The organism is Sphingobacterium psychroaquaticum (genome assembly GCF_004421025.1).
Taxonomy (GTDB): Bacteria; Bacteroidota; Bacteroidia; order Sphingobacteriales; family Sphingobacteriaceae; genus Sphingobacterium; species Sphingobacterium psychroaquaticum.
This window is the reverse complement of sequence record NZ_CP038029.1, coordinates 3352435-3379291: the sequence shown is the minus strand read 5'-3', so window position 1 is coordinate 3379291 and position 26857 is coordinate 3352435. Positions and strand designations below refer to the sequence as shown.

The window sequence follows — 26857 nt, the reverse complement described above, 5'->3', positions numbered from 1 at the left end:
ATTTTTAGCTAAGTTTGAAGGAAGCAAGTTCAGTCTAAATCGGAACGCTGTAGCAATCAGTTGATTTCGTTTGTTCACAAAAATCGAGGACAAAAAATATTAAAGAGAAATGGGTTACACGAAAGCAGAAGTTTTTTCAAAGATAGGAGATCTTTTAGTAGAGATAAATGATAGCTATGCAACGCTGTCGGAGGAAGGGATAGATAACCGTGCGGAGGTATTGGTGTTATTGGAGGCGAAAGCCCGTTATCTGACGGTGCACATCGAGGTGTTGCAGCGTTTGGGCGGATCGACATTGCCCGTTGCGGAGGCGCCTATAGCGGCTTCGTTTTCGGAACCTAGGGAAGAGGCTGTGACGCCTGTTGAGGATTTAGTGGCTACACGCGTGGAAAAGGTTATTGTAGAGACATTTGTGCCGACGGTTACCGATGAAATGGAGACTGCGTATCCTGCCACGGAAGCATCGTTAGATGAAACGCCGGCATTCACAGCAGAAGTTGAATCTCCGGTGGAGCATACACCAGAAATAGAACAACCCACAACATCTGAAATTGCACAGCCTGAATTGTTTCAACCGATAATAGAGGAGCCAGTAGAAGAAGAGCCCTTGCCTGTTACGGTGCAAGAAACTTTTGTTCCTACGGAAAGAATAGAAACCTCCCGAGTAGTTGAGCGCGAAGAGAAAGTGGAAGTTGTGGAAGAAAAGACAGCTCCTTCACGTCCATTGACATTGAATGAAATCTTGCAGCAACAAAGACAAGCAAATGTGGCATCATCCGCACCTGCTGCGGCATCGGTATCGCATGCTGGGACGGCAACTGAACGGATTACCGACTTGAAAAGTAGTATTAGCTTAAATGATAAGCTGTTGTTTATTAAAGATTTATTTAATGGTTATTCATTAGCGTACAGCGAAGCTGTAGAACTCTTGAATCGGTATGCTACATTTGGAGAGGCCGATGCCTTTTTACAAACAAACTATGCCTTAAAGAATAATTGGGCAGATAAACCGCTTACCGTAGATAAGTTGTATGCGATTTTACGAAAAAAATATATGGGGTAGTAATAACCCGCATAAAAAAAGGCGTTTTGAGAAAAACGCCTTTTTTTATGCTATATCGAATTTGAGCCACTCGGTTCCTTGGTGACCATAGATGAAATACTTTGGTTGTATAATCTCGGCGCATATCTCCACATCTTTTAAGAAGTCACTATCTTGGGTTGCAAAGTTTTCTTTCTGAATGATGTATATCTGATTTTTTTGAACCGCATTACTTCGGCTTAATACGTCGTCCTGTAATACGCTGAAAATAGTACTTAAGAGGGACTCGTCTTCCTGTACGATGCAGATTATAGAAGGATTGTCCATTTTATCCGCAATGGATACACCTCCTGCAATAGCGATAATGTCGTGCAGTTGTTCGTTATATAAGGGAGAAAAGTCTGTTGCTTGTTGTAGGATTAAAACAGTCGGACGGATATCTTGGTGGATATATTTGAGTTTGTGTATCAATATATCTATTTCCTCTTCCAGGTATTCGGCTGCCTGAGGATTACGTTGCTTTTCGTTTTCTAATAGTTGATCGTAGAAGTTTAGTTGTTGCATTTGAGGCAATATTTAAGCGACAAATTTAAGGAAGCTATTGTTAAGAACCTAATTGGAGTCTTTTTAATACGGCTGGTCTAGGATAGATTTTGTAAATTGCGTAAGGATTTTAAGAATTTAGTTATGTTCGATAAATTGTTTCAAGCGCAGCAAAAGGCTGAGGAAGTAAAAAAGAGATTAGACAATATCTCTGTGGTAGGTGAAGCAGAAGGTGGAAAGATTAAAGTGGTTGCTTCAGCGAATAAGGAGATCAAAGAGGTGACGATAGCCCCAGAGCTATTTAACGAAACGGATAAGGAAGAGCTGGAAGAATTGCTCGTTGTAGCACTTAATAAGGCACTTGCACAGGCAGAGAATGTGAGTCAATCTGAAATGCAAGCCGTGTCACAAGATTTACTTGGTGGTATGGGAGGTTTAGGTGGTTTAGGGAATCTATTTAATAAGTAAGTATGGTACAGGTTACATATTACGGTCAATCTTGTGTCGAGTTTGATTTCGACGGGGTGAAAGTGTTGCTAGATCCCTTTATTCGAGGAAATGCTTTAGCGGAATCGGTAGATGTAGGAAGCCTACGTCCTGATTATATCTTCTTAAGTCATGGTCATGGTGATCATGTCGCAGATATGTATGAGATTCAGAAAAATAGTGATGCTACGGTTGTTTCGATTGTGGAAACAGCGGCTTGGGTGCGCCGGCAAGGAGTACCTGAAGAGAAAGTTATCGAATATAACTTCGGCGGTATCTTGGAACTCCCTTTTGGAAAAGTGAAGATGGTATATGCATTACATACCAATAGTACTCCCGATGGTCAGTATGGTGGTTTCCCTGTAGGTTATGTTTTCTTTATCGGCGATAAGAAGATCTATTTTGCGGGAGATACGGGACTTACTATGGAGATGAAGTTGCTCGAAGATCTAGCCCTTGATTGGTCTTTATTACCAATTGGAGGACACTATACGATGGGGGTAACCGACGCTATTAAAGCAGCGGGTTTTGTGAACTGTAAAAATATTATTGGTATACATTACAATACCTTTCCACCGATAGCTATTGATACGGCTGCTGCAAAGGTAGACTTTTCGCAGGCCGGATTAACGTTACATTTGCCGGCGGTTGGTGAGACGATGGTATTGTCATAATGCCGGTTGATTTATATAAAAAGGGGGAACATGTTTCATGTTCCCCCTTTTTATATAAATTGTATCTCTTTTCTGTGCGAAAAACTATTTAGCTTTTGCCGCTCTATTGATATGGAATTGTACTAAGTCGTCTATTGGGGAGCGTAATATTTTCCCTACCTGCATGCCATATTGGTGTGCTTTCTCAGTAAGTACATTTCTGAAATTGTATCCCACAGAGCCAATACAGTTAAAAGTATAGCTTTGGTAATCAGGGTAATTGCTAACCAGGTTTTTGAAGAAAGCTTCAAATGCATCGTCAACAATTTGACGTGTATATTGGATGTTCACATTGTTATCGTAAACAAATTTGCTGAAACTAGCGCAGAATCTATTTGCTAACGGTTTCGTATATACGTTATCCATAATTTCATCCGGTGTCAACTTGTATGTTTCAAAAAATGCAGCTGAAACATCTTCAGGCATTAATCCGCGGATAAAATCTGTTAATAATTTCTTTCCAATATAGGAACCACTACCTTCATCACCTAAGATATAAGCGGCAGAATCAATATTGTGTGTAATTTCTTGTCCGTCGTAGATACAGCTGTTTGTTCCCGTTCCTAAGATGGCAGCAAAGCCGGGTTGGTCGCCCAATAGCGCACGTGCAGCGGCCAAAAGATCATGTCCAACTTCAACTTTAGCATTAGGGAAAACTTTTTGTAAAGCTACTTCAACGATTTTAGCCTTTTCTCCATTGTGGACACCAGCGCCATAGTAGTTAACTTCGCTTACTTTCTCAAACGGTAAGTCTTGAGGTAATCCTTTTTTTAGGGAGTGAACGATGTAGTCACTATCAACAAAGTATGGGTTATATCCTTCCGTGTTGAAATAAATTTTTTTATTCGAATCATCCAACAAACACCAGTTTGTTTTTGTTGACCCTCCGTCCGCAATGATAATCATTATAGATTGGTTTTTATGGTGTTATTTTTAGTTTGTTTGTTAATCAATTGTGAAATTGTTCGTTCGAAAATACGTCTTTAACTTCAAAAACAAGAATATTAAACTTTAAAAAATGTACTTTTTTAAACCTCTACTTATTTTTTTTAATAAAAAAGTGCCTTTAAAACACATTAAAGGCACTTTTTTGAAATGTAATTTTTTACTTCACTTAGTGTATATAGTACAATAACAAAAGCTTAATGTCCACCTTCAGATTCGATTTGGTCAATATCAATACCCTGTTTCTTCAAGAATCCACGAACGATAATCGCAAATAAAATAATATAGGCAAAACCAAGAAGTGGTAATATATAAGAATTGTGAATACCAATAATATCAGCTAATTTTCCTTGCAATGGCGGAATAATAGCGCCCCCTAGAATCATCATGACCAAGAAAGCGGAACCCTGTTCTGTATATTTTCCAAGACCAACGATCGATAAACTAAAGATGGAACCCCACATGATAGAACATGCTAATCCGCCGGTAAGGAAGGCGAAGATGGCCACCATTCCTGTCGAAACTAAACCGACAACCATCGCCAATAAACCAAGCGCACCAAAAATAAGAAGGGTACGTGCTGGTTTTTCTTTACTGATGAAAAATGAAATAATTTGGATGGCTACACAGATAATAAAAAATAAAAGGTGAGACATGTCGAATCCGGCTAAGCTATTCACACCTATAATAATAGCAAAGGCTACGATAGGAACGATAACCAATAAAATTTGTTTGGTTCGGTTTGTAAATTGAAATGCGGAAATGGCACCAGCCCAACGTCCGATCATCATTCCTCCCCAGTACATGGATACATAAGGCGTAATCTCCGAGGATTGTAGACTGCCAAATTCGTCCAATGTTAAAAGTTCACCAAGGTTACTTCCAATGGCGACTTCAACCCCTACATATATGAATAAGGCCAACATTCCCAGCACTAATTGTGGATATTTCATTGCCCCCCAACCGGCTGCATTTTTTGAAGCTTTACTGTACGCGAAAACTAAACCACCGATTACTGAAAGAAGTGCACCTACCAACCATGCCATGCGTTTTAGTTCCAAAGGATGAGCTATTTCACGTATTTGGGCTTTAAGTGTGGTAATAGCGGCAGGATCTGTTAAGGTGCTTAATTGTGCCTGTAGCTTTTCAATTTGCAATGCTGTTTCTCCTTTGTAACTGGTAAACACAGGGATGAACATTAGAAGAAGCAAAATCGTCATGACAATAAGGGTGTTTTTTGCTTTGTTGGCGGATTCCATAGGTTCATTGTTAACACCGGCAGGGACTTTTTTAGAGAAATGAAAAAGACCTGCTGCCAACACGAAAAGTAAACCCACAATAATGTAGAGGTAGACAACCTTGTTTAATGGTAAGTTCGCAATTTCACTGTTTGAAATAGGTTCAAACGTGCTGAAGAGTGCGTAACCAATCACAAGCGGACCAATTGTTGTCCCAAAGGAATTGATGGCACCACCCAAATTTACGCGAGAAGCGCCTGTTTTAGGATCACCTAAAAGTACGGCGAACGGGTTTGCTGCGGTCTGTTGTAAAGAAAACCCTAAAGCCACGATAAATAAACCGATTAACATACCTACATATACATTCACCTCAACCGCTATAATCATAGCTGCCGCACCAAGGGCCGAAAATAATAAACCGTAGATAATACTTCGTTTATACCCCCATTTACCGACGAGATCTCGGCCGGAGATGGTGCTAAATATAAAAAGTAAAAGTGCTCCAATATAGTAGGCACTATAAAAAGCAAAGTCAATTAATTGTGATTGAAATTGATCCAGTTGAAAGTAATTCTTACAAAAAGGAATGAATACGCTATTTCCTGCGGCAATAAATCCCCAGAAAAAGAAGACAACTACTAAGGTGTATAGGGCAGGGTAGTTGGTTGATTGATTTTCTTTCATACAGTATTAAAACGTTTTAGTTTGATTTTTAAACATACAAAGATTATTACAAATCTAAAAAAAATATAAGGTTGATAACTTTTGTAAAACATTTTTTTGAAATCTCCGTTATGATTTGTATATTAAAGTCTAATATGCAGAGAAAAATATTAATAATTTTCTTTGAATTTACAATTGTTATATTATTTTTGTGCCGATTCTCAAATTTATCCTTTGATAAATAGTTTACAAAAGCACTATGGAGTAACTGTTTGTCTTTGTCTTAGCCATATTAACTGTTGGTTTCTACAAAAATTTTGGATGGATTCATAAAAGCAATAAAATCCTATATCTCATAATATTAAAAGTTAATGGATATTAATGAACTAAATACCAAGCTCGTGTCGGAGTTACGCGAGATTGCAAAAGTATTAGGCATCACTGATGTTGAAAAACTACGCAAGCAAGAATTGATCGATCAAATTGCAGATATTGCTAAGCAATCTGCGGATGAGGTTAAGGAAGAAGACAAAAAAGAAGAAGTTGGTGCAGAGCGTACTCGTAAGCGCGTACGTACCGTTAAAACAGAGCCTGTAGCTTTAGCAAAGCGCGAGGAAGTTAAGGCTGATCAGGAAGTAGAACGTGCCACACCTTCTTCCAATGAAGAAAACACAGTATCCGCAAAACCAGAAACACCGGCAGCACCGGTTCTCCCAACCGATTTTGATAATGTTATTGTAAATGAGGGTGTTTTAGAAATTATGCCTGATGGCTATGGTTTCTTACGCTCATCCGATTATAACTATTTGACGTCCCCTGACGATATTTATGTGTCGCAATCTCAGATCAAATTATTTGGTCTTAAGACTGGAGATAATGTACGTGGATCTATTCGCCCACCGAAAGAAGGGGAGAAGTATTTTCCATTAGTACGCGTAGAGGCAATTAACGGGCAGAATCCAGCTGAGATTCGCGATCGTGTGCCTTTCGACTATTTAACACCATTGTTCCCGACGGAGAAGTTAAACCTTGATTTAGGTACTTCAAATCATTCGACACGAATTATGGATTTGTTTACACCAATTGGTAAAGGGCAGCGTGGTTTGATCGTGGCACAACCAAAAACGGGTAAAACAAACTTACTGAAAGAGGTTGCAAATGCGATTGCGAAGAACCACCCGGAAGTATATTTGATCATCTTGTTGATTGATGAACGTCCGGAGGAGGTGACCGATATGGCGCGTAGCGTGCGTGCTGAGGTTGTTTCTTCTACATTTGACGAACCAGCAGACCGCCACGTGAAGATTGCCAATATTGTTTTGGAGAAAGCTAAACGTATGGTTGAATGCGGACACGATGTGGTTATCTTATTGGATTCGATCACTCGATTGGCTCGTGCGTACAATACGGTGGCTCCAGCGTCTGGAAAAATCCTTTCTGGTGGTGTCGATGCAAATGCGTTACATAAACCTAAACGTTTCTTTGGGGCTGCGCGGAATATTGAAAATGGTGGTTCATTGACAATTTTAGCAACAGCACTTACAGATACGGGGTCTAAAATGGATGAAGTTATCTTTGAAGAATTCAAAGGAACAGGTAACATGGAGTTGCAGCTTGATCGTAAATTGGCGAACAAACGTGTATTCCCTGCAATCGATCTTACAGCTTCAAGTACGCGTCGTGATGACCTTCTTGTCGATAAGGATACGTTACAACGTATGTGGGTGTTGCGTAATCACTTAGCCGATATGAACTCTAATGAAGCGATGGAATTCTTGTTGACGCAAATGCGTGGTACGAGATCTAACGAGGAGTTTTTAATAAGTATGAACAAGTAATATCATCAATATTTACTACTTTTAAGCCATCTTTTGCTTGTCAAAGGGTGGCTTAATTTTTTTATGACATGAAGAAACATATTCCAAATACATTAACTTGCCTGAATCTTTTTAGTGGATGCATAGGTGTGCTCTTTGCTTTGGAAGGTGAATTTCTTTATGTTTTTTATTGCATTTTGGCATCGGGCATTTTTGATTTTTTTGATGGAATGGTTGCACGTGCCTTACATGTTAAATCAAATATAGGTAAGGAGTTGGATTCTTTGGCAGATATGGTCAGTTTTGGCTTTTTACCCGGAACTATACTTTTTATGCTTTTTAAAGAAGCAAGCGATGCTGCATATCTGCCATACATCGCTTTTTTAGTCACCGTTTTCTCTGCCTTACGATTGGCAAAATTTAATATTGACGAACGTCAAACGACGGATTTTATCGGACTAAATACACCGATGAATACTTTCTTTATTATTTCGTTGCCCTTTATTGCGCAGCAGTACCCACAATTAGTTTACAATGTACCCGTCCTTCTTGTGATTACAGTTGGGACAAGCTTACTGTTAGTTTCAGAAATTAAACTATTTAGTATGAAACTGACGACTATGGCATGGTACCCCAATAGATTTAAGTACATTTTTTTGATGATTAGCGTACTTCTATTGATCGTTTTCAAATTTGTGGCCCTTCCTTTCGTCTTGCTTATTTATATCGTGATGTCTCTGCTTCACTTTGCACAAGAAAAAGCTGTTAAATAGTTTCCAAGTACCGGTTTATCTCATCCATTAGGGTGTTATATTCTTCTTCAATGAGGCTGAATTTATGATTGATTGTACGGATGGAGTCCTCATTTCTTCCTGCATGTTCGAGTTCCTGGAATTTTGTGTGCAAAGAAGAAGCACCTATATAGCCTAGTGTAGGTTTTATGTGGTGTGCCTTTGATGCAATTTCAGTATGATCTTCCGCCAATACAGCGTCCCGTAAATCTTCAAAATCTAAAGGAATCTGGGTTTGATACAAGCCTAGGAATTGCTTAATGATCGCTTTGTTATCCATTAGGTTTGCCGATATAGCGCTGGGATTTATTATTTTATAATTGCTGTTCATTTCTAAGGCAGGTGGATATTAACTTTTAAAGGATCTATGCAAGATAACAACAAATCATGGTTGCTTGTTTTTAATACAGGGTGAATATATTCAGACGCTATTTCATTCAATGGGACCAATACAAATCGACGTTCCTGTAAAAGAGGATGAGGGATGATAAGACGTTGGTCTTCGTATACTAAATCATTAAAGTATAAGATATCAATATCAATGGTCCGCGCACCCCATTTAGTGAGCCGTAAACGTCCCAATAATATTTCTATGGCCTGGATTTCGTTCAGTACTTCTAAGGGGGTGAGCTCCGTCTCTATACAGAGGGCCTGATTTAGGAATCGAGGCTGGTCGGTAACGCCCCAGGCTTCAGATTCATAGATATTAGATTTATCGGCAATGACACCTACTCTTCTACTTATTTCCACACAAGCGCTGCTTAGTTGTAACAGTGGTTCACCTAAGTTTGCGCCTAACAACAAAATCACTTTATTCATGAAGCAAAAATGTAAAGCATATTGATAAAATTTAGTATAGTTCAAAAGAAAGGTTTAATTTAGAAAAATCAAAATTATCATGCTATGAAATCGTTTCTTAAATATGTTTTAGCTACAATCACAGGGATTGCTGTGGTGTTTGTGCTACTTTTTTTTATTCTGGTCGCGGTCATTTCTTCTACCGTAAGCCAAATGGGCTCAAGCACCGAAGCGAATGTGCCCAATAATGCCGTTCTGTATGTCTCACTTAATCATGTGATTTCAGAGCGCACAGCAGCTTCACCATGGGAGGGTATCGATCTGCCAGGTTATGGCGCTGTTAAATCACTCGGATTAAATGATATTGTCGCGCGTATTCAGGCCGCAAAGGAGGATAGTCGAATAAAGGGGATTTATTTTAATCCGTCATCTGTTAATGCAGGCATGGCAACGGTAAAAGCAATACGGGAAGCGTTGGTTGATTTTAAGAAATCTGGTAAATTTATTATTGCATATAGTGATGTGTATACACAGAAGGGATATTACTTGGCCTCGGTAGCCGATAGTATATATATGAATCCAGAAGGCTCATTAGATTTTAAAGGACTTTCTTCTTCGGTTACTTTCCTGAAGGAAGCGTTGGATAAATTAGGCGTCGATATGCAGGTGGTCAAGGTCGGTACGTATAAGTCTGCAGTGGAGCCTTTTCTGTTGAATGAGATGAGTGCTGCCAATCGCGAGCAAATGACATCTTATCTAAACAGTACATATGATGCTTTTTTGGCTAATATAGCGGAAGGACGAAAAATTCCAGCCGATTCTTTACGTGCAATTGCTGATAATTATTTGATCCGTAATGCGGATGATGCCAAGCGCTATAAATTTATTGATGATAAGCTATATAAAGACGAACTGTTGACATTGATGAAAAAACGTCTAGGTGTGGAGGAAAAGAAAGATATTCCAACCATTTCATTGCTAGATTACAGCACGCCTGCGAAAACAGAATCAGCCACAGACCGTGTTGCAGTTTTATATGCTTATGGCGATATCGTAGATGGTGAAGGAAGCGAAGGCAGTATTGGCGGGGAGAAGCTTTCCAGAGAATTACGTAAGCTACGTCGGGACGATCGCGTAAAGGCTGTTGTTCTACGTGTTAATTCACCGGGAGGATCGGCTTTGGCTTCCGATATTATCGCACGTGAGGTAGAATTAACAAAAAAAGTGAAGCCTGTTGTTGTCTCCATGGGAGATTATGCGGCTTCGGGTGGTTACTATATTTCGGCACTAGCGGACTCTATTTTCGCGGAGAAAGAAACATTAACAGGCTCAATTGGTGTATTTGGTTTGATTCCAAACATGAAAGGCTTGTTAAATAATAAATTAGGTATCCATATGGATGAAGTGAAAACGGGTAAATTTGCTGATCTAATGACTTCTGTGGATCGTCCGTTGACGGCCGAGGAGTATACAATAGTACAGGCAGAGGTTAATCGTGTGTATCATACCTTTACCAGCAAAGTGTCTACGGGAAGAAAAATGACGGTTGCTGCAGTGGACAGCATCGGACAAGGACGCGTTTGGACGGGGCAACAGGCGGTCGCGAATGGATTAGTGGATGGTATCGGCGGTTTGCAACGTGCGATTAATTCGGCAGCAGCGAAAGCGAAGTTGAAAACATATAGAACGGTTGAATATCCGGCCGTGAAAGATCCGTTTGCTTCCATTTTAAGTACGTCAAAAGAAAAAATTAAAATGTGGGTCATCGGAGAGGAATTGGGTGAATATCGTGCTTATATTGAGCAGTTGAGAACGGTAACCAAACGATCTGGAATCCAGGCACGCGTCCCTTATAGTTTGGAGATCAAATAAAGGGAAAGCAAAAATACAAGCACCGTAATTTTTCAATTCGGTGCTTTTTTTTATATTTATAGCTGCATTAGTAACGCAACAACTTAAACACATATAATAGTATGAAAACAATTGATGACGTAAACTTCTCTGGTAAGAAAGCCTTGGTTCGTGTGGATTTTAATGTGCCTCTTGACGAGAATTTTAATATAACGGATGATAATAGAATTAAAGGAGCGACACCAACGATTCAAAAAATTCTAAAAGATGGTGGATCTGTGATCTTAATGTCCCATTTAGGACGTCCGAAAGATGGTCCTGTGGATAAGTATTCACTTAAGCATATTGTTGCGCATTTGTCTGCTGTTTTAGGTGTTGAGGTTCAGTTTGCAAATGATTGTATTGGTGCTGAGGCGGTAGAAAAGGCTGCTGCATTGCAACCAGGACAGGTATTGCTATTGGAGAATCTTCGCTTTTATAAAGAAGAAGAGAAGGGTGATCAATCTTTTGCGGAGAAATTATCAAAATTAGGTGATATCTATGTAAATGATGCTTTTGGTACAGCACACCGTGCACATGCGTCAACCTCAATTGTTGCGCAATTTTTCCCTGGAAATAAATACGCCGGCTACTTATTAGCGGCTGAAATCAACAATGCTGAGAAGATAATGAATCATCCGGAACGCCCATTCACCGCTATTATGGGGGGCGCTAAGGTGTCTGATAAAATTGAACTTATCGAAGCCTTATTGGATAAAGTAGATAACCTGATCATCGGTGGCGGTATGGCTTATACCTTTGTTAAAGCGAGTGGTGGTGAGATTGGAAAGTCGTTGGTTGAGCTTGATAAGCTAGATTTGGCAAACCTGTTAGTGAAAAAAGCAGAAGAAAAAGGGGTTAACCTAGTATTGCCTACAGATGCGCAGATCGCAGATAAATTCTCTAATGATGCCGATGTATACAACGGCCCGAACAATGAGATTCCTGCGGACAGAGAAGGATTGGATATTGGTTCGGAATCCTCGTCGCATTTTGCAGATGTTATTTTAGCGTCTAAAACTTTGTTGTGGAACGGTCCGATGGGCGTTTTTGAGTTTGATACCTTTGCGAAAGGTACAAAAGCGGTTGCGGATGCCGTTGTAGCAGCAACGGAACAAGGTGCATTTTCTCTAATCGGTGGAGGAGACTCTGCCGCTGCGGTAGCGAAATTCGGGATGACCGAGCATGTCAGCTACGTTAGTACAGGCGGTGGTGCTTTGTTGGAATATATGGAAGGTAAAGTATTGCCAGGCGTAAAAGCGTTAGCAGACTAAACGTAATCGTTTACGTATAAAAAGAGACTGCCACGTCACTGCGAGAAGCGTAGAGATGTGGCAGTCTTCGTTTATTTTCACCGCTATAAGATTGCTACATCTTCGTTCCTCCGCTTCGTAAAGATGTTTTACCTTTCTTCTGCGAGCCCTTATTTTTTTCGTTTCCCTTGCTTTTTGCCCTTTTTTACCACAGGGCTACTGGTTTGCATTTTTTGCCAACTTAATGGGTAAGGATGTTTGTCAAAAATAGGAATCGTCTTTTTTAGCTCCGTTTGGAGGCTGATTAATTTAGGGTTGTCCTCACCGTCGCAAAAAGTAAAAGCTATACCTTCCTGTGTGCGTCCTGTTCGGCCGATGCGATGTTGATAATTTGCGGCGGTCTCTGGAAGCTCGTAGTTGATGACCGCCGATAGATTCGGGATGTCGATTCCACGTGTAGCAACATCTGTTGCCACGAGGATACTGAACTTTTTATCGCGGAAATCCTGTACGATAGACTCGCGCGTAGCTTGTGTTTTGTCGCCATACAAACCTTCGGTCGGTAGACCGTTCGCCGTCAGATGCTTTACGATACGATCTACGCCATGTGTCGTTCGGGTAAAAGCAATGGCTTGTTCTATCCCAAAGTGTGTTTGAAGAAACAGTATTAGATCTTTTTTATCGGCTTTATCCACGAAGAGAAGGTATTCCGTTATCTTTTTCTGCGTTTCGCTGATCTGAATATAGGTCATATCGCGCAGTTGTTTTTTAGCCATTTTCTCAATAGCTTCCGGCAAAGTCGCCGATACAAAAACACGCTGTGCGGAGGTTGGAATCGGGGCGATAATGGTGTTTACATCATGCAAGAAACCTAATTCCAACATTTGGTCGACTTCATCAATTATTAGTTTTTGTATGTTTTCAAACGTTATAATCCCCTGATTATAGAGGTCCAACAAGCGTCCTGGCGTTGCAACAATGACTGCTGGATTTTGTGCAAGGGCCTTAGCTTGCTTCTCATACGTTGCGCCGCCGTAGATACTGATGCACCCTACGTGGTGTTTTTTTCCTAGTTTTTGGATTCTATCTGCGGTCTGTATCGCTAATTCGCGAGTCGGACTTAAGATCAAAGTTTGTTTTCTGTTTTCCGCAGTAGCCTCTATATAGGCGGAGATTATAGGGATTGCAAAAGCTTCCGTCTTACCGCTGCCGGTTGGTGCAACAGCTAAAATATCGGTTCCGCTTAACATAGTTGGAATCAGTTTTCGCTGTATGGCAGTCGCTTTTACGTATCCAAGCTCCGTTAAGGTCTCAACCAGGCTTTTGTTTGTTATTAATTCTTCAAATTTCACAGTAAACTTTTCTCTAATATGTATAACTTAAGGTAAAGGTAGGGACAATTTTATTGCTAGCTGAGCCGTCATTGAGATAAGTTAGCTTTGTGCCTACATTCACATCGGGTAGGTTGTACTTAAATACATTAAAATCAGCAGATAAACCTAATCCCATGCTTTTGGGAGTTACTTCTTGATGAATATTCTGGAAATCAGAAAAAACTAACCCTTGGATTCGTTTAATGTAAAAAATGGACCCTAAATCCCAATCAGGATAAAAGAGAGGAAGTCTGTAGTTAACCATCGCTGTGTTGTGTACGATAGGGGAGGTAAAGTGCCCCCAACCACTGACCATTGGGATATCATAACTGTTTTGGTATCGACCAGTGCTTCTCTGTAGGGCGAAACGGGCTTGTATACTGTGGTTGGTCACTAGTCCTGGAAGATAAAAATTGCTCCGTAAAGACAAGATGTTCCCCGATATTTGGTTTTCAAAAGGTAGGTGACGATACGTAATACTCACGTTTTGGCCCCAGCGAGGGAGTAGATCTAGCTTGCTGCGCATGTTATTTCTATTAAAATAGACCTGATAACTGAGCGGAAAAGCAATTTCATCGTTGAAATTTTTAAGATCTAAGCTTAGATTATACCGCTTAGTATAGGATGTTCCCATGTTGAAACCAAAGCTATACACTTGGTTCTGGCGATAAATAGAGAATGGAAGTGACATATCGAAAGTTACGAGATGTTCCTTGTAATCAAACATGACGGTAGATCCAGGTTTTGCACTATTTACAGCGTTTCCTACTTGACCTCTATTCGTGTATTTAGCGGTGAAAATAGGAAAAAATCGCCTGTACGATACTTCTGCAGAGTATATACTTTTGTTGATATCAGTGTCAAATTCGTACCCTAATTTAATCTGTGTTGTATTCAATAGGTCGTTGGAGAGCCAAAATATGCCAGGGATATAGTTGTCAAATGTTTCGAAATTAGTGCCACTAATAGACAAGCTATGGAAATTAATAAGGTGTGCTGCTGGGTTGTATTTCTTTACTGGGAAGTCATCTGATAGCGGCTGTGCCGTTGGAAAAGTGACCGTTTGCAGTGTTTTATTGATGTAAATTGCACGTGTAACGGTGTCTGTGTCCGTTATTTGGTTTAACTTTTGCGAAGCAAGTTTATAACCGTCATATGCGTAGTTATTGTAGACCAGGGTTTCCTCTGGACCAAGGGAAGGGTTAAATGCACCGAAAGTAGCTTGTGTAACTTGTTGTATTTGATTGTTTTGTAGTTGGTAAATGTTGTCTATCCCATTGTAGTGCGCTTTAAATACAATGTCGTTATTTCTGTATATTGGCCGCTCTAATTGTTGGTTGCCAGCAGGTAAGCGAACAGTAGATTGACGAGTTGTTAGATCGAACTCCAATAGGCTTGTACCTGCTTTGGAGACAGCAATGCATATTAATTTATCCCCTATATTATTATATCTAGGTTGTTGTATATGTGTTGCATTAGGTGCCGATAAGGAGTCTAAAACATGGCCATTCTTGCTGTTTAGGATTACAATACGACTCCTGTTATCATGTAAAACTTCTACGACAGCGACCTCATTTTTGGTGGGATGTAAGGTGGGCGAGTAGTATCGCGATCCTTTTGTAAGCGTCTTTAGTTGCTTGTTTTTGGTATCCAGTATATGGATTACATTGTAGGTTCGTTTTCCAAATCGAGCATCTTTTCTGTATTCATCCCATACGATTTCTGTTCCTCGAAGATGAAAGTAAGGGGTAATCTGGATGCCTGTTTTATGTATCGTTTTCTCAGCCCCAGACTCCTCCAGCATGACGATTTCATTTACTTTCTGCGGTGATGATTTGAGGACGAATAAACGATTATTTGTGTCGTATTGCGGAAGTAAAAAGTCGGTCGGAAAGCGCGATTTTTCCGTTTCGATCACGGCGAAAGGAGGCCCTTCGACAGGTCTTTCATGTTCCCATTTAGCCGTTAAATCTTGGATTGTTTTTGTGAAAAGTTGTTTTGAATTTAACCCCGAAACAGATTGTAGGGAGCGTTGAAAATTGAAAGGACGCACTAGTTTTCCACGCATGTTTTCGAGAATTTTCTCCTGACTGTCTATTCCAAAATTGTTCGTCAGGTACGTATTCATCAGGTAGCCGATTGTATAATAAGAGGGAATATTATCCCGAAAGGACCCTAAGACATACTTACTAAAGCCATAGTTTTTACCCGATAATATGTTTGCACGGATGGGCATTTCCCACGATGGAAGGCGGCCTCTTCCGCCTTGACTGTAGAGTGTTTCAACCTGCACGGCGTCGCCTTCAAAATACCACGCAGGAAGGTTTAGTGCATACAGTGCAAGTGCCAATTGTTCGAAAAATGGTCCTTTTATTTTGCCTGTCAATTTGTCAAACTGGGCAACATGGCGCATCTCATGTAAGGCTAGGTTTGGTAGCCATTCTTGGTTGTCGGCGGTAGAGGAGGGGACAGGGTACATCTCTGATTTACGTGGTGCGAGTTGTACATATCCGTTTTGATTTAGGTGATTTCCTTGTAGTACAAGGGTGATTTTTTTTGGAATAACGCCTAAGTCTTTGGAACTTGATTCGATGAATGTTTCGAGCTCTTTGGCTAAGTTTTGGGCCGCCGGTTCAAACTCTTGTGGGAACAACAGCCTATAGTTTGCAGTTGTAATTGAACGCCATTTATCAGCAGGATGTGCTTGTTCGTTGTCAAAAATTTGAGCAAAAGAATAATGTGAACTTAGTGTTAATATATTAAATAGTATTATTCTGATAATTAGCTTCTTATTCATAAATAAATTCCTGATTTTGCTATTTTGCTAAAAATTATAGTATTTTATTGTTTGTTTTTATTACTTGTTTGTTTATGTGTTTTTGTTTTTTGGATTGATTAATAGGATTTTATGTATATTATTGTTTTGTGTGTTTTTATGCTTATTCGTTTGTGCTTTGAGCCTTTGTTCTTCTTTCGCTATATGCTGCATTGCGGTCTTAAAAGCGATACCAATATAAGAGAAAAAAGTAAAAAACAACTTCTATGTTCCCCTGTTTTATTATTGGACCGGATGGTTCTTGAAGTCTGCTTCGTGTTTTGGGGTAGTTAGTGATGTGGCGGTTCGGGTTACGTGTTTGATGTTGTGGTTTACGGTGTTGAAACGTCTTGAAGAGAATCGTTTGTTTCTGTGTTTTTCTGGAGGCTTAGGCGTGGGAGAAACAGGATATTCTAAGCCGCTTTTTTGTAATATGGGCTGCTGACATTTTGGCCTTTTTTTTCTTTGATTACTTTTGTGATGTACGGTGTACGCAAAACTATTTTAGTTGATGGTCGCTGATTTGTTGTTGTTTTTGAGGTCTGTCTTTTGATGTAAATTTAGGACGTTGGAGTAGGGAAGATCACTTTTTTTTGGAGGCTGTTAAGAGGCCTATGCCCCAACTTCGAGTGTTCTTTTTGAAAGGTAAGCTAGTCATGCCTATTAAAAAAGATTAGTTATTTCAAAAAAAAAAACGACTTTTGCTGCAAACAGATTTTTACCAATGTAGGATTTTTTTTAAACGGGTGCTATGGAAGAACTAGAGATGCAAGTCGAGCTTATTGAAAAGTGGGTAGAGGCAGACGATTTTGCTGCGCTTCAAAACTATCTTAATGAGCAAAACATTTCGGATGTTGAGGAGTTAATTGATGAGCTTCCCGAGTACGCAGCGTTGTTTATTGAAACCTTAAATATCAACCGCGCTGTTCATGTTTTTAGAATCTTAGATTTCCCTACCCAAGAGCGGATTTTTAAGAAGCTCTCTGCGGGTAAAGTTCGGGAGCTGATCAATGAGATGCCACCCGATGACCGGACCTCTTTTTTAAGTGAACTTAAGGGCGATGTTGTAAAACATCTTATCATCATGCTTTCACCGGAAGAACGGAAAGAAGCACTCTCGCTATTGGGGTATCCTGAGGATAGTGTCGGTCGTTTGATGACACCCGACTACATCACCGTGAAAGAGCACTGGAATGTGTCGCGGATCTTAGATCACATCCGTCGCTATGGTAATGCTTCGGAAACGATCGATGTGTTGTATGTGATCGATGGGGAAGGAAAGCTGATTGACGATATTCGTATTCGCGATGTGTTGATCGCGGATCTGGAAACGGTTGTGAGTGACTTGATCGATAATCGTCTAATTTCTCTGAATGCAAATGATCCGCAAGAAGAGGCGGTGAATGTCTTCCGGATGAACAACCGCGTGGCTTTACCTGTTATCGATGAGCAGGGCATTATGTTGGGGATTGTGACGATCGATGATATTCTTTGGGTGGCAAATGAAGAGTACACCGAGGATATGCAACGTATCGGGGGTACGGAAGCTTTGGATGAGCCGTACCTGGATGTGTCGATTATGCACCTGGTGAAAAAGCGTGGCGGTTGGTTGATTGTTCTTTTTCTGGGACAGTTGTTGACCGCGACCGTGATCGAGCATTTTGAGGGACAGTTGGAGAAGGCGATATTCTTGATGGCGCTAATGCCGTTGATTATGTCGAGTGGAGGAAATAGTGGTTCTCAGGCTTCGACCTTGATTATTCAAGCGATGGCAATGGGCGAGGTGACATTGGCCGATTGGTGGCGGGTTATGAAGCGCGAGATCCTGTCTGGACTTTTCTTGGGGCTTATCCTAGGAACGCTGGGCTTTGTGCGAATCGCAGGATGGCAAGCATTTTCGCATGCCTATGGTGAGTATTGGGTATTGGTCGCGACAGTGGTTAGTCTTTCTTTGGTGGGCGTTGTGATGTGGGGATCGTTGACGGGTTCCATGCTTCCGTTTATGCTGAGACGCCTCGGCGCGGATCCAGCTAGTTCGTCGGCTCCGTTCGTTTCGACCCTTGTCGATGTGACAGGATTGATAATTTATTTCACGATTGCGACCTTAATCCTAGGGGGTGTATTATTATGATGAAAAAAATCTGGCTGTATTTGAGAGAGTTGTAAAAACAGTGTTAAAAATATTTGGAGAGGTCGTTTAAAGTTCCGATAATTGCATCACCGAAACGGAAATGACCAATCGGAAAGTTTCCTGAATAGCTCAGTTGGTTAGAGCATCTGACTGTTAATCAGAGGGTCGCTGGTTCGAGCCCAGCTTCAGGAGCGAAAGCCTTCTCACATCGAGAAGGCTTTTTTTTATGCCGTTGTAAATTGAGCTGCTGCCCCGTGCCACACATTAGGTATGTCTCCTGACGATTTAAAAATAGTTCTTCCTTCGATCCGAACGTAAGCCAAACATAAGTTCGTAAATCCTTCTCTTTACTATATAATTCTTTGGGAAAAGAATGTTTCGATTTAAAAAAATACATATATTTACCGCTTAACCGATTCTAAATGGAAACGTATCAGAACATCGTGCTGGAGAAGCTTCCTGCACATCTCCGAAAGTATGTAGTACCACAATTCTACGAGCGCTATACGCCGATTGACCAAGCCTTGTGGCGATATGTCATGCGGCAGAATTATATTTACCTCAAAGATGTGGCCTATTATCCGTACATCCCGGGGTTGCGCAAAGCTGGATTGACGATTGAACGTATTCCAGATTTGCAACAGATGAACGATAGCTTGAAGCAGATCGGATGGGGCGCTGTAACGGTTGATGGTTTTATACCGCCGGCTGCTTTTATGGAATTCCAGGCGCACCGGGTGCTCGTCATTGCGGCGGACATCCGGCAGCTGGAACACATCGAGTACACGCCTGCACCCGATATTATTCACGAGTCGTCGGGGCATGCTCCGATTATTGGAGAACCCGAGTATGCGGAATACCTCCAATACTTTGGAGAAGTCGGAAGTAAAGCGATGTTTTCGGCGAAAGACTTCGAGCTGTATGAAGCGATCCGGAATCTGTCGATCCTAAAGGAAGATCCAAATGCAACGCAAGAGCAGATAGCAACGGGGGAGCGCCTTCTTGAAAAGATTCAACAGAATATGGGTGAGCCCTCCGAAATGGCCCTTCTTAGCAGGTTGCACTGGTGGACGGTGGAATATGGGTTGATCGGTACGGTCGATGATCCAAAGATCTATGGCGCGGGCTTGCTGTCCTCCATTGGAGAAAGTGTTACCTGCATGCAGCCTGAAGTGCCTAAACTCCCGTATACGCTGGATGCCGTAAACTACAGTTATGATATCACGAAGCCACAGCCGCAACTGTTCGTGACGCCGGATTTTGAACACTTGCGTGGGGTGCTCGATGAATTTGCTGCGGATATGTCATTCCGTGTCGGTGGGAAGAAAAGCGTCGACAAAGCGATTGCCTGCAAGAATGTTTGTACCGCTGTTTACAGCTCGGGCCTGCAAGTCTCGGGTATTTTTACAGCTGTTGGCGATGAAAATAAACTTACCTATATCAAAACTAGCGGACCGACCGCTTTAGCCCTTAGAGGGAAGCAGTTGCATGGGCATAGTAAAAACTACCATAAAGATGGTTTTAGTGCGCCTGTGGGTTTAGTAACGGGTTTTGACAGGTCATTGGAAGATATGACGGATGCTGACCTTTATGCCGCGGGCATAGTCGTTGGGCAAGAAACTGTGTTGTCCTTTGATTCTGGAATCACGGTCACCGGAGTTTTGGAGTCGTTAACCCGATCGGAAGATAAGCTTGTTTTGCTTTCTTTTACCAAATGTACCGTTCGCGACACGCGTACGGACGCCATCCTGTTTATGCCGGAATGGGGGATGTATGATATGGCGGTGGGCGCTCAGATTGTTTCTGTTTTTTCGGGAGCCGCTGATAAGGATGCTTACGAACAACAGTCCGATGTTTCGGAAATATCGGCGGTACGCCATGCGTACGATGAATCGACAAAACAGTTGCATGAGCGGTATGCGAGAATCCGACGGATGCGGGAGAAAGGGAATGCGACGGAAAAACTCCTTATGGAGCTATTTACAGACCTTCAGGCGAACTTTCCGGGCGATTGGCTCTCGTTGGTCGAGTTGCTGGAGATTGCTGCTAACATGAGCTTAACAGAGGCTGTGCGCCAAATCGAAGATGCGCTTGATCAGATACAAAAAAATCAACCTCACTTGGTGAAGTTGATTCAAGATGGCAAACGTTTGGCAAAAGATACCAACGTATCGTTAATTCTGTAGGTGAAGCACCACTTGCCAAGCATCATGGAGCTTGTTCTCGTCTAATAGATTTCCAATATGACGATGGGCATGCTCCATGTTGTCAAATGTGTGCTGCGGCGAACCTGTAGGATCCATGCTCGGGATTGCCTCGACATTCGCCAATAACGCTAAGTGGTTTCCCGATAAGACCTTGGAAGTTCGAATTGTTTCTGGAAGCTGATCGATGCCGATCCCTAGATTACGCAACGGTTTGGGAACGATGAAGAGGTTGTCAGAAGTTACACGACAGTACCAGTCGCCCCCAAGGCGTGCTACAAGATCTAGCTCCGCTTGATCAATATTATTTTTTTCATCCAGTAGATGGGAGTGGATGTGCATATGTACAATTTCGGCAACAACGAGGTTTCCGGCACCCGGACCATCGCCCAGCGCAATAATATCTCGCACCTTGCATTCCAGTTGAACCGGAGATTCGGCGACGCGCGGCGGTCGAACATGTAACGATGGGATCGCTGTCAATCCTGCTTTTTCAAACTCATTGATGCCTTTTCCATATTCGGTACTTGCCAGGGACTGTTGTTGTACAATCGAGTAGTTGACGATGTTGATGACCACCTCATCCAGTTCTTGAAGGTTATCCAGTGTGTGTTTGGTTGATCCATCACGCATGCGGCGCAAAGGGGAGAACACACAGATAGGCGGCTGTTGTGAAACAAAATTAAAATAACTGAATGGGCTGAGGTTAACCTGCCCGGAAGCGTCCATTGTGCTGGCAAAGCAGATAGGGCGTGGAGCAACCGCATATTTTACGAGATTATCAAAAGTGGCTTGTTGTTGTTTCGGATCAAAAGAAGTGGTTTCGTGCATGCTAGTTGTTTGTTAAGTGTACGGTATTTTCAAGAGTGCCCAAGCCAGTGACTTTCATGGTGACGGTGTCGCCCGGTTCCAGCCATTGCGTTGCATAATTAGGGTCATTTAGCTTTCCGGTTCCATTGAGTTCCAGAAAACATCCGGTACCAACTGTTCCGGATCCAATCAGGTCTCCTGGGTAAATATCAACGCCATAGGATATCCGTTCGATCACCTCGGCAAAGGTCCAGTTCATATCTGCGAAATTACCGCGCGATACTTCTTTTCCGTTTACGAGGCAAATCATCTCTAGCTGGTAAGCATCGCCAATGTGGCCGGCTGCTGCGGTTGTTTTATAAGGCTCAAGTTCATCTTTTGTAACCAACCATGGGCCGATTGCAGTCGCAAAATCTTTGCCTTTTGCGGGACCAAGGTTTAATTTCATCTCCTCCATCTGTAGCTTTCGTGCGCTTAGATCATTCATGATCATATAGCCGGCGATATAGCTGTCCGCTTCCGCTGCGGCAATATTTCTGCCCTGTTTGTTGATGACAACAGCGACCTCCAACTCAAAATCCATTTGCTCAAAGTGCTTCGGCATACAGTCGATATTCCCTGGCCCAGCGATGGCCAGGTGATTGGAGAAGTAAAAAACTGGAAATTCATCAAATTCAGGGATCATCTCCAGTCCGCGGTTGCGACGCGAGGTCGCCACATGCTGGCGGAAGGCATAGGCATCGCGAAATGAATTCGGGCGTGGCACGGGAGCTAATAGCGTTGCTTCTTCCACGGGAACTGCGTGTGCTTGGTGCTGTCCTTCTTTTATCTCTTGTTCGATTTGTTGTGCCGCTTGCATCATCGATTCGCCTCCTTGCAAAAAAGTTGTCATGTTGTTGGGTAGGGTATTCGATATTGCATGGAGCGGGAAAATTTGGTCTTGAATAAAGAGACCTAGATGTTCCCTGTTTCTATAGCTGAATGTTGTTAATTTCATCGTGTATAATTGGATTCCGCGCTATGGGCGTTACGGCGATAAAGATAGACATCCTCTAGGGGAATTTCAAAATCTTTCGGTAGCTCTTGCTCGTGTGGATTGGAATGCTTACTTTTGAATAGTAAGCATAACCACTTATGAACAGACAGCAGCAAAAACATATAGACCTCGTGCGGGGTATGGCGCCTTTGGTGAAGGCGTTGATTGCTGATGTGGTATTTGCGCAATACTAATTTCCTGTTTTTTCCTTTCGACCAACTATAAACCCTAACCAGGTTTAGTCTAGTCTATATATTTCATTTTTTAACATGATTTACTATGCCTATTTATCATCAATTGGGGAAAATCCCACAAAAGAGACATACGGTTTTTAGAAAACCAAATGGCGAGCTGTACTCGGAAGAGTTGGTCTCGACGCACGGTTTTTCGAGTGCTTATGCGCTTGTCTACCATTGTCACCCACCAACTTTGGTGAAGCAAATCCATGAACCTTATGATGTTTCGCCTCGTATAGCGCGCGAAAAGCACCTTAAACATACCAGTCTCAAAGGTTTTCAGGTAAAACCGAAGGACGATTACTTAGAAAGTCGTGTACCTGTACTGGTGAATAACGATCTACATATCTCCTTGGCAGCGCCGCGCGAATCCCTGACGGCTTATTTCTATAAGAACAGTCAGGCTGATGAGGTGATTTTTGTACACGAAGGGAGTGGAGTGTTAAAGACGGGGTACGGAAATATCCGTTTTGGGTATGGTGATTATCTTATTATTCCGAGAGGCGTGATCTATCAGCTACATTTTGATGGACCAGATAATCGACTTTTTATTACCGAATCTTTTGAGCCGATCCGTACACCTAAGCGATATCGCAATGAATATGGGCAGTTGATGGAGCACTCGCCCTACTGCGAGCGTGATATCCGTAAGCCTGTCGATTTGGAAACGCACGATGAATTTGGAGATTTTGAGGTGCGCATAAAAAAACAAGGATTGATCTATCCTTACGTGTACGGCAGTCATCCTTTTGATTTTGTAGGCTGGGATGGGTACCACTATCCTTGGGCAATATCTATTCATGATTTTATGCCAATCACCGGCAAATTACATCAACCACCTCCGGTGCACCAGATGTTTGAGACCAATGCGTTTGTGTTGTGTAGTTTCTGTCCTCGTTTGTATGATTACCATCCAGAGGCCGTTCCGGCTCCATATAATCACAGTAACGTGGATTCCGATGAGGTGTTGTACTATGTCGATGGTGATTTTATGAGCCGCAAGTCGGTGGAACGTGGACAAATTACATTGCATCCAGGGGGGATACCGCATGGGCCACATCCAGGAACGGTCGAAAAAAGTATCGGACAGAAGGGAACGGAGGAGTTAGCGGTGATGATCGATCCTTTTAGGCCGTTAATGTTGACCGAGGAGGCTCTGCAAATTGAAGATCCTGATTATTATAAATCGTGGATGAGTTAAGGAGCATAAAGTAGTTGGTAGTTAGTAGTTAGTCGTTGGTAGTTAGTAGAGACGCAAACCCCGAAGGGCTCAGCGCAGCTAAATTTTGCGTCTAATTAAACGCCGAAGGACTCAGCATAACTAAATTTTGCGTCTAAGAACAGTAGAGCCACAAGATTTTGTGGCTAATTAAAAACTAATAAAATTATAAAACGAAGGGTATGGGACAAACTTTTGCAGAGAAAATCGCTAAAGCAGATGATTTTCTGCCAATCAATGGTACAGATTATATTGAATTTTATGTGGGTAACGCGAAGCAAGCGGCACATTATTACAAAACCGCTTTTGGGTTTCAATCGGAGGCGTATGCTGGTCCGGAGACGGGCGTTCGGGATCGGGTTTCTTATGTGGTAAAGCAGGATAAAATTCGCTTGGTGTTGACTACCGCATTGCGGTCGGATCATCCGGTATCGGAGCATGTGAAAAAGCATGGGGACGGCGTGAAGGTGTTGGCGCTATGGGTGGAGGATGCACGAAAGTCGTTCGAGGAAACGGTAAAGCGCGGTGCAAAACCGTATCTAGAACCTCAGCAGCTAACGGACGCGCATGGAGAAGTATGGATGTCGGGAATTTATACCTACGGTGAAACCGTACATATGTTTATCGAGCGTAAAAACTACAACGGTGCTTTTATGCCGGGTTTCGAACCTTGGGTGAGCGACTATAATCCGGAAGAAACAGGGTTATTATATGTCGATCATTGCGTAGGGAACGTAGGATGGGATCGTATGAATGAAACGGTAGATTGGTATCAAAATGTGATGGGTTTTGTAAATATCCTTTCTTTTGATGACAAACAGATCAACACGGAGTATTCGGCCTTAATGAGTAAGGTGATGAGTAATGGGAATGGTTTTGTGAAATTCCCGATTAATGAGCCAGCAGAGGGAAAGAAGAAATCGCAGATTGAGGAGTATCTGGAGTTTTATGAAGGGGAAGGGGTGCAACATGCCGCGTTGGCAACGAAAGATATCGTGAAAACAGTGCGGGCTTTGAAAGCACGTGGGGTAGAGTTCTTATCGGCACCACCGGAGGCGTATTACGATATGTTGCCTGAGCGTATTGGAGCAATCGATGAAGAGATTCGCATTATTCAGGAGCTAGGTATCTTGGTCGATCGTGATGAAGAAGGGTATTTATTACAAATCTTTACGAAGCCCGTAGAAGATCGGCCGACTCTTTTTTACGAGATTATCCAACGTAAAGGGGCGCAAAGTTTTGGCGCCGGAAATTTTAAAGCGTTATTTGAGGCGATCGAACGAGAACAGGAACGTAGAGGTAATTTGTAGTTGTTATTTATATATAAATTGAAAATGAAAGACTTGCTGAAGGCCTTTGAGGAAAAAAAACCAGAAATTGTTTTCGAGTGGAAAGATACCGAAACAGATGCAGAGGGTTGGGTGGTTATAAACTCGTTACGAGGTGGTGCTGCCGGTGGTGGTACACGTATGCGTGCTGGTTTGGATCGGCATGAGGTGGAATCGCTGGCTAAAACAATGGAAGTTAAATTCACGGTCTCGGGACCGGCGATTGGTGGGGCGAAATCGGGGATCAATTTTGATCCGTCAGATCCACGCAAGCAAGGTGTGTTAGACCGTTGGTTTAAAGTGGTGACTCCATTGCTCAAGAATTATTATGGTACGGGCGGGGACTTAAATGTCGATGAAATCCATGACGTTATTCCGTTGACGGAGCAGTATGGGTTATGGCATCCCCAAGAAGGAGTGTTAACCGGGCATTTTGATGTACGCGAAAACGGACGTATTCATCAAATTGGCCAGTTGCGTCACGGGGTATCCAAAGTATTGGAAGAGGCAAAATACAGTCCGGATCTGAAACGTAAATATCGCGTAGCCGATATGATTACAGGGTTTGGCGTTGCGGAGTCAATCAAGCACTTCTACAGTATTTACGATGGTTCTTCTGCCGGGAAGCGTGCTATTATACAAGGTTGGGGGAATGTGGCCGCTGCCGCCGCCTTCTATTTGGTGAAACAAGGCGTGAAGATCGTCGGTATAATTGATCGTGTTGGCGGGTTGGTGAATACCACTGGTTTTACCGAAGAGGAAATTACTGCTCTGTTCTTAAATCGAAATGGCAACGCGCTGAACCATCCAAACATGCTTTCATTTGATGAAATCAATGAGAAGATATGGTCAATAGGAGCCGAAATTTTTATTCCAGCGGCGGCTTCGCGGTTGGTGTCCAAAGAGCAGGTTCGCTTATTGATTGAGCACGGTTTGGAAGTTATTGCTTCGGGTGCGAATGTACCTTTTGCCGATCGCGAGATTTTCTACGGTCCAGTGATGGAGTATGCCGATGAGCAGGTGGCTGTAATTCCTGATTTTGTAGCCAATTGCGGGATGGCGCGTGTGTTTGCTTATTTGATGCAGCCGAATATTGAAATCAGCGACGAGGCTATTTTTAACGATGTTTCTTCGGTTATTCGGGAGGAGATGAAAAATATTCATGCCCTGACTCCGCAGCCTAAAAATATCTCGTCGAAGGCTTACGAGCTGGCTTTGAGGCAATTGTTAAGTTAGAAGTTCTTTGAAACGTGAGATAGGGGTAATCCATCGGCATATTGGTGAAAAATATTTTTACTTTTTTTTTGAATATATGCTACAAAGGTTTATCTTTGTCTCACTTTAGAAAAGCAGCTCACGCCGCTCTTTCGAAGGAAATTCCTGAATAGCTCAGTTGGTTAGAGCATCTGACTGTTAATCAGAGGGTCGCTGGTTCGAGCCCAGCTTCAGGAGCAAAGGAAACCGGCTATTTTTAGCCGGTTTTTTTTTGAGCTTTTGGATACAAATACTTTCAAAAAAATTAAAAA

At 42.1% G+C, this 26857-nt stretch carries 21 protein-coding genes and 2 tRNA genes; 14 read left to right on the top strand and 9 right to left on the bottom strand.

Annotated features, from left to right (window positions below):
* Window positions 1-109: 109 nt before the first annotated feature.
* Window positions 110-1063 (top strand): hypothetical protein, encoded by a 954-nt coding sequence (locus E2P86_RS13945; RefSeq protein WP_134433572.1) that lies wholly within the window; start codon window positions 110-112, stop codon window positions 1061-1063.
* 45 nt (window positions 1064-1108) lie between these two features.
* Here the strand turns inward: E2P86_RS13945 and E2P86_RS13940 are convergent, their stop codons facing one another.
* Complete coding sequence (locus E2P86_RS13940) at window positions 1109-1606, bottom strand: substrate-binding domain-containing protein (protein ID WP_134433571.1); 498 nt, start codon at window positions 1604-1606, stop codon at window positions 1109-1111.
* 123 nt (window positions 1607-1729) lie between these two features.
* Here E2P86_RS13940 and E2P86_RS13935 point away from each other — a divergent pair, with 123 nt between their 5' ends.
* Together E2P86_RS13935 and E2P86_RS13930 are read left to right on the top strand one after the other, a co-directional pair.
* Window positions 1730-2053 (top strand): YbaB/EbfC family nucleoid-associated protein, encoded by a 324-nt coding sequence (locus tag E2P86_RS13935; RefSeq protein ID WP_085471169.1) that lies wholly within the window; start codon window positions 1730-1732, stop codon window positions 2051-2053.
* 2 nt (window positions 2054-2055) lie between these two features.
* The gene (locus tag E2P86_RS13930; protein ID WP_085471168.1) at window positions 2056-2745 is read left to right on the top strand and encodes a metal-dependent hydrolase; all 690 of its coding nucleotides are present in this window, start codon (window positions 2056-2058) and stop codon (window positions 2743-2745) included.
* Between the two features lie 84 nt (window positions 2746-2829).
* Here the strand turns inward: E2P86_RS13930 and E2P86_RS13925 are convergent, their stop codons facing one another.
* The gene (locus tag E2P86_RS13925; protein WP_134433570.1) at window positions 2830-3690 is read right to left on the bottom strand and encodes an N-acetylglucosamine kinase; all 861 of its coding nucleotides are present in this window, start codon (window positions 3688-3690) and stop codon (window positions 2830-2832) included.
* A 236-nt stretch (window positions 3691-3926) separates the two neighbouring features.
* Window positions 3927-5651: an MFS transporter gene (locus E2P86_RS13920; RefSeq protein ID WP_085471166.1), complete on the bottom strand. Its 1725-nt coding sequence runs from the start codon at window positions 5649-5651 to the stop codon at window positions 3927-3929.
* 350 nt (window positions 5652-6001) lie between these two features.
* Here E2P86_RS13920 and rho point away from each other — a divergent pair, with 350 nt between their 5' ends.
* Entirely contained in the window at window positions 6002-7468 is a 1467-nt protein-coding gene (gene rho, locus E2P86_RS13915; RefSeq protein ID WP_134433569.1) for a transcription termination factor Rho, read from the top strand.
* Window positions 7469-7536: 68 nt separating this feature from the next.
* Window positions 7537-8220, top strand: coding sequence for a CDP-diacylglycerol--serine O-phosphatidyltransferase (gene pssA / locus E2P86_RS13910; RefSeq protein WP_085471164.1), 684 nt, complete (start codon window positions 7537-7539; stop codon window positions 8218-8220).
* Here the strand turns inward: pssA and E2P86_RS13905 are convergent.
* Both E2P86_RS13905 and folK read right to left on the bottom strand, forming a co-directional pair.
* Window positions 8213-8569, bottom strand: a complete 357-nt coding sequence (locus tag E2P86_RS13905) for an Hpt domain-containing protein (RefSeq protein WP_085471163.1) — start codon at window positions 8567-8569, stop codon at window positions 8213-8215. The two genes, pssA and E2P86_RS13905, sit on opposite strands and share 8 nt — an antisense overlap.
* Window positions 8570-8571: 2 nt before the next feature.
* Entirely contained in the window at window positions 8572-9057 is a 486-nt protein-coding gene (folK, locus tag E2P86_RS13900; protein ID WP_134433568.1) for a 2-amino-4-hydroxy-6-hydroxymethyldihydropteridine diphosphokinase, read from the bottom strand.
* A gap of 84 nt (window positions 9058-9141) precedes the next feature.
* Here folK and sppA point away from each other — a divergent pair, with 84 nt between their 5' ends.
* On the top strand, window positions 9142-10908 hold the full coding sequence (gene sppA, locus E2P86_RS13895; protein WP_085471161.1) for a signal peptide peptidase SppA: 1767 nt from the start codon (window positions 9142-9144) through the stop codon (window positions 10906-10908).
* A 101-nt stretch (window positions 10909-11009) separates the two neighbouring features.
* Window positions 11010-12200 (top strand): phosphoglycerate kinase, encoded by a 1191-nt coding sequence (locus E2P86_RS13890; protein ID WP_085471160.1) that lies wholly within the window; start codon window positions 11010-11012, stop codon window positions 12198-12200.
* A 149-nt stretch (window positions 12201-12349) separates the two neighbouring features.
* Here the strand turns inward: E2P86_RS13890 and E2P86_RS13885 are convergent, their stop codons facing one another.
* On the bottom strand, window positions 12350-13531 hold the full coding sequence (locus tag E2P86_RS13885) for a DEAD/DEAH box helicase (RefSeq protein ID WP_134433567.1): 1182 nt from the start codon (window positions 13529-13531) through the stop codon (window positions 12350-12352).
* Between the two features lie 13 nt (window positions 13532-13544).
* Window positions 13545-16349 carry a hypothetical protein gene (locus tag E2P86_RS13880; RefSeq protein ID WP_240775512.1) on the bottom strand — a complete coding sequence of 935 codons (2805 nt, stop codon included), beginning with the start codon at window positions 16347-16349 and terminating at the stop codon, window positions 13545-13547.
* Window positions 16350-17118: 769 nt separating this feature from the next.
* Here E2P86_RS13880 and mgtE point away from each other — a divergent pair.
* The 3 genes from mgtE to E2P86_RS13865 all read left to right on the top strand — a co-directional run bounded on the left by mgtE (window position 17119) and on the right by E2P86_RS13865 (window position 20684).
* A complete protein-coding gene (gene mgtE, locus E2P86_RS13875; RefSeq protein WP_085471157.1) occupies window positions 17119-18498 on the top strand; it encodes a magnesium transporter in 1380 nt (459 codons plus the stop codon).
* Between the two features lie 118 nt (window positions 18499-18616).
* Window positions 18617-18690, top strand: a tRNA-Asn gene (locus tag E2P86_RS13870).
* A gap of 230 nt (window positions 18691-18920) precedes the next feature.
* A complete protein-coding gene (locus E2P86_RS13865; RefSeq protein ID WP_134433566.1) occupies window positions 18921-20684 on the top strand; it encodes an aromatic amino acid hydroxylase in 1764 nt (587 codons plus the stop codon).
* On the opposite strand, the gene E2P86_RS13860 is transcribed toward E2P86_RS13865, so the two are convergent.
* Window positions 20673-21533: a flavin reductase family protein gene (locus E2P86_RS13860; RefSeq protein ID WP_134433565.1), complete on the bottom strand. Its 861-nt coding sequence runs from the start codon at window positions 21531-21533 to the stop codon at window positions 20673-20675. The genes E2P86_RS13865 and E2P86_RS13860 overlap by 12 nt on opposite strands.
* A 1-nt stretch (window position 21534) precedes the next feature.
* Complete coding sequence (locus tag E2P86_RS13855; RefSeq protein WP_134433564.1) at window positions 21535-22509, bottom strand: fumarylacetoacetate hydrolase family protein; 975 nt, start codon at window positions 22507-22509, stop codon at window positions 21535-21537.
* Window positions 22510-22827: 318 nt separating this feature from the next.
* Between E2P86_RS13855 and E2P86_RS13850 the strand changes: the two genes are divergently transcribed.
* The 4 genes from E2P86_RS13850 (at window position 22828) to E2P86_RS13835 (ending at window position 26783) form a co-directional block, all read left to right on the top strand.
* A complete protein-coding gene (locus E2P86_RS13850) occupies window positions 22828-23985 on the top strand; it encodes a homogentisate 1,2-dioxygenase (RefSeq protein ID WP_085471152.1) in 1158 nt (385 codons plus the stop codon).
* Window positions 23986-24185: 200 nt separating this feature from the next.
* Window positions 24186-25313, top strand: a complete 1128-nt coding sequence (gene hppD, locus E2P86_RS13845) for a 4-hydroxyphenylpyruvate dioxygenase (protein WP_134433563.1) — start codon at window positions 24186-24188, stop codon at window positions 25311-25313.
* A gap of 24 nt (window positions 25314-25337) precedes the next feature.
* A complete protein-coding gene (locus E2P86_RS13840; protein WP_134433562.1) occupies window positions 25338-26567 on the top strand; it encodes a Glu/Leu/Phe/Val dehydrogenase dimerization domain-containing protein in 1230 nt (409 codons plus the stop codon).
* A 142-nt stretch (window positions 26568-26709) separates the two neighbouring features.
* A tRNA-Asn gene (locus E2P86_RS13835) sits at window positions 26710-26783 on the top strand.
* Window positions 26784-26857: the final 74 nt, after the last annotated feature.

Excerpts from the sequence above, each read along its gene's own strand:
- E2P86_RS13945 (WP_134433572.1), top strand. The coding sequence starts at position 110 with ATGGGTTACACGAAAGCAGAAGTTTTTTCAAAGATAGGAGATCTTTTA.
- E2P86_RS13940 (WP_134433571.1), bottom strand. The coding sequence starts at position 1,606 with ATGCAACAACTAAACTTCTACGATCAACTATTAGAAAACGAAAAGCAA.
- E2P86_RS13935 (WP_085471169.1), top strand. The coding sequence starts at position 1,730 with ATGTTCGATAAATTGTTTCAAGCGCAGCAAAAGGCTGAGGAAGTAAAA.
- E2P86_RS13930 (WP_085471168.1), top strand. The coding sequence starts at position 2,056 with ATGGTACAGGTTACATATTACGGTCAATCTTGTGTCGAGTTTGATTTC.
- E2P86_RS13925 (WP_134433570.1), bottom strand. The coding sequence starts at position 3,690 with ATGATTATCATTGCGGACGGAGGGTCAACAAAAACAAACTGGTGTTTG.
- E2P86_RS13920 (WP_085471166.1), bottom strand. The coding sequence starts at position 5,651 with ATGAAAGAAAATCAATCAACCAACTACCCTGCCCTATACACCTTAGTA.
- rho (WP_134433569.1), top strand. The coding sequence starts at position 6,002 with ATGGATATTAATGAACTAAATACCAAGCTCGTGTCGGAGTTACGCGAG.
- pssA (WP_085471164.1), top strand. The coding sequence starts at position 7,537 with ATGAAGAAACATATTCCAAATACATTAACTTGCCTGAATCTTTTTAGT.
- E2P86_RS13905 (WP_085471163.1), bottom strand. The coding sequence starts at position 8,569 with ATGAACAGCAATTATAAAATAATAAATCCCAGCGCTATATCGGCAAAC.
- folK (WP_134433568.1), bottom strand. The coding sequence starts at position 9,057 with ATGAATAAAGTGATTTTGTTGTTAGGCGCAAACTTAGGTGAACCACTG.
- sppA (WP_085471161.1), top strand. The coding sequence starts at position 9,142 with ATGAAATCGTTTCTTAAATATGTTTTAGCTACAATCACAGGGATTGCT.
- E2P86_RS13890 (WP_085471160.1), top strand. The coding sequence starts at position 11,010 with ATGAAAACAATTGATGACGTAAACTTCTCTGGTAAGAAAGCCTTGGTT.
- E2P86_RS13880 (WP_240775512.1), bottom strand. The coding sequence starts at position 16,349 with ATGAATAAGAAGCTAATTATCAGAATAATACTATTTAATATATTAACA.
- mgtE (WP_085471157.1), top strand. The coding sequence starts at position 17,119 with ATGGAAGAACTAGAGATGCAAGTCGAGCTTATTGAAAAGTGGGTAGAG.
- E2P86_RS13865 (WP_134433566.1), top strand. The coding sequence starts at position 18,921 with ATGGAAACGTATCAGAACATCGTGCTGGAGAAGCTTCCTGCACATCTC.
- E2P86_RS13860 (WP_134433565.1), bottom strand. The coding sequence starts at position 21,533 with ATGCACGAAACCACTTCTTTTGATCCGAAACAACAACAAGCCACTTTT.
- E2P86_RS13855 (WP_134433564.1), bottom strand. The coding sequence starts at position 22,509 with ATGAAATTAACAACATTCAGCTATAGAAACAGGGAACATCTAGGTCTC.
- E2P86_RS13850 (WP_085471152.1), top strand. The coding sequence starts at position 22,828 with ATGCCTATTTATCATCAATTGGGGAAAATCCCACAAAAGAGACATACG.
- hppD (WP_134433563.1), top strand. The coding sequence starts at position 24,186 with ATGGGACAAACTTTTGCAGAGAAAATCGCTAAAGCAGATGATTTTCTG.
- E2P86_RS13840 (WP_134433562.1), top strand. The coding sequence starts at position 25,338 with ATGAAAGACTTGCTGAAGGCCTTTGAGGAAAAAAAACCAGAAATTGTT.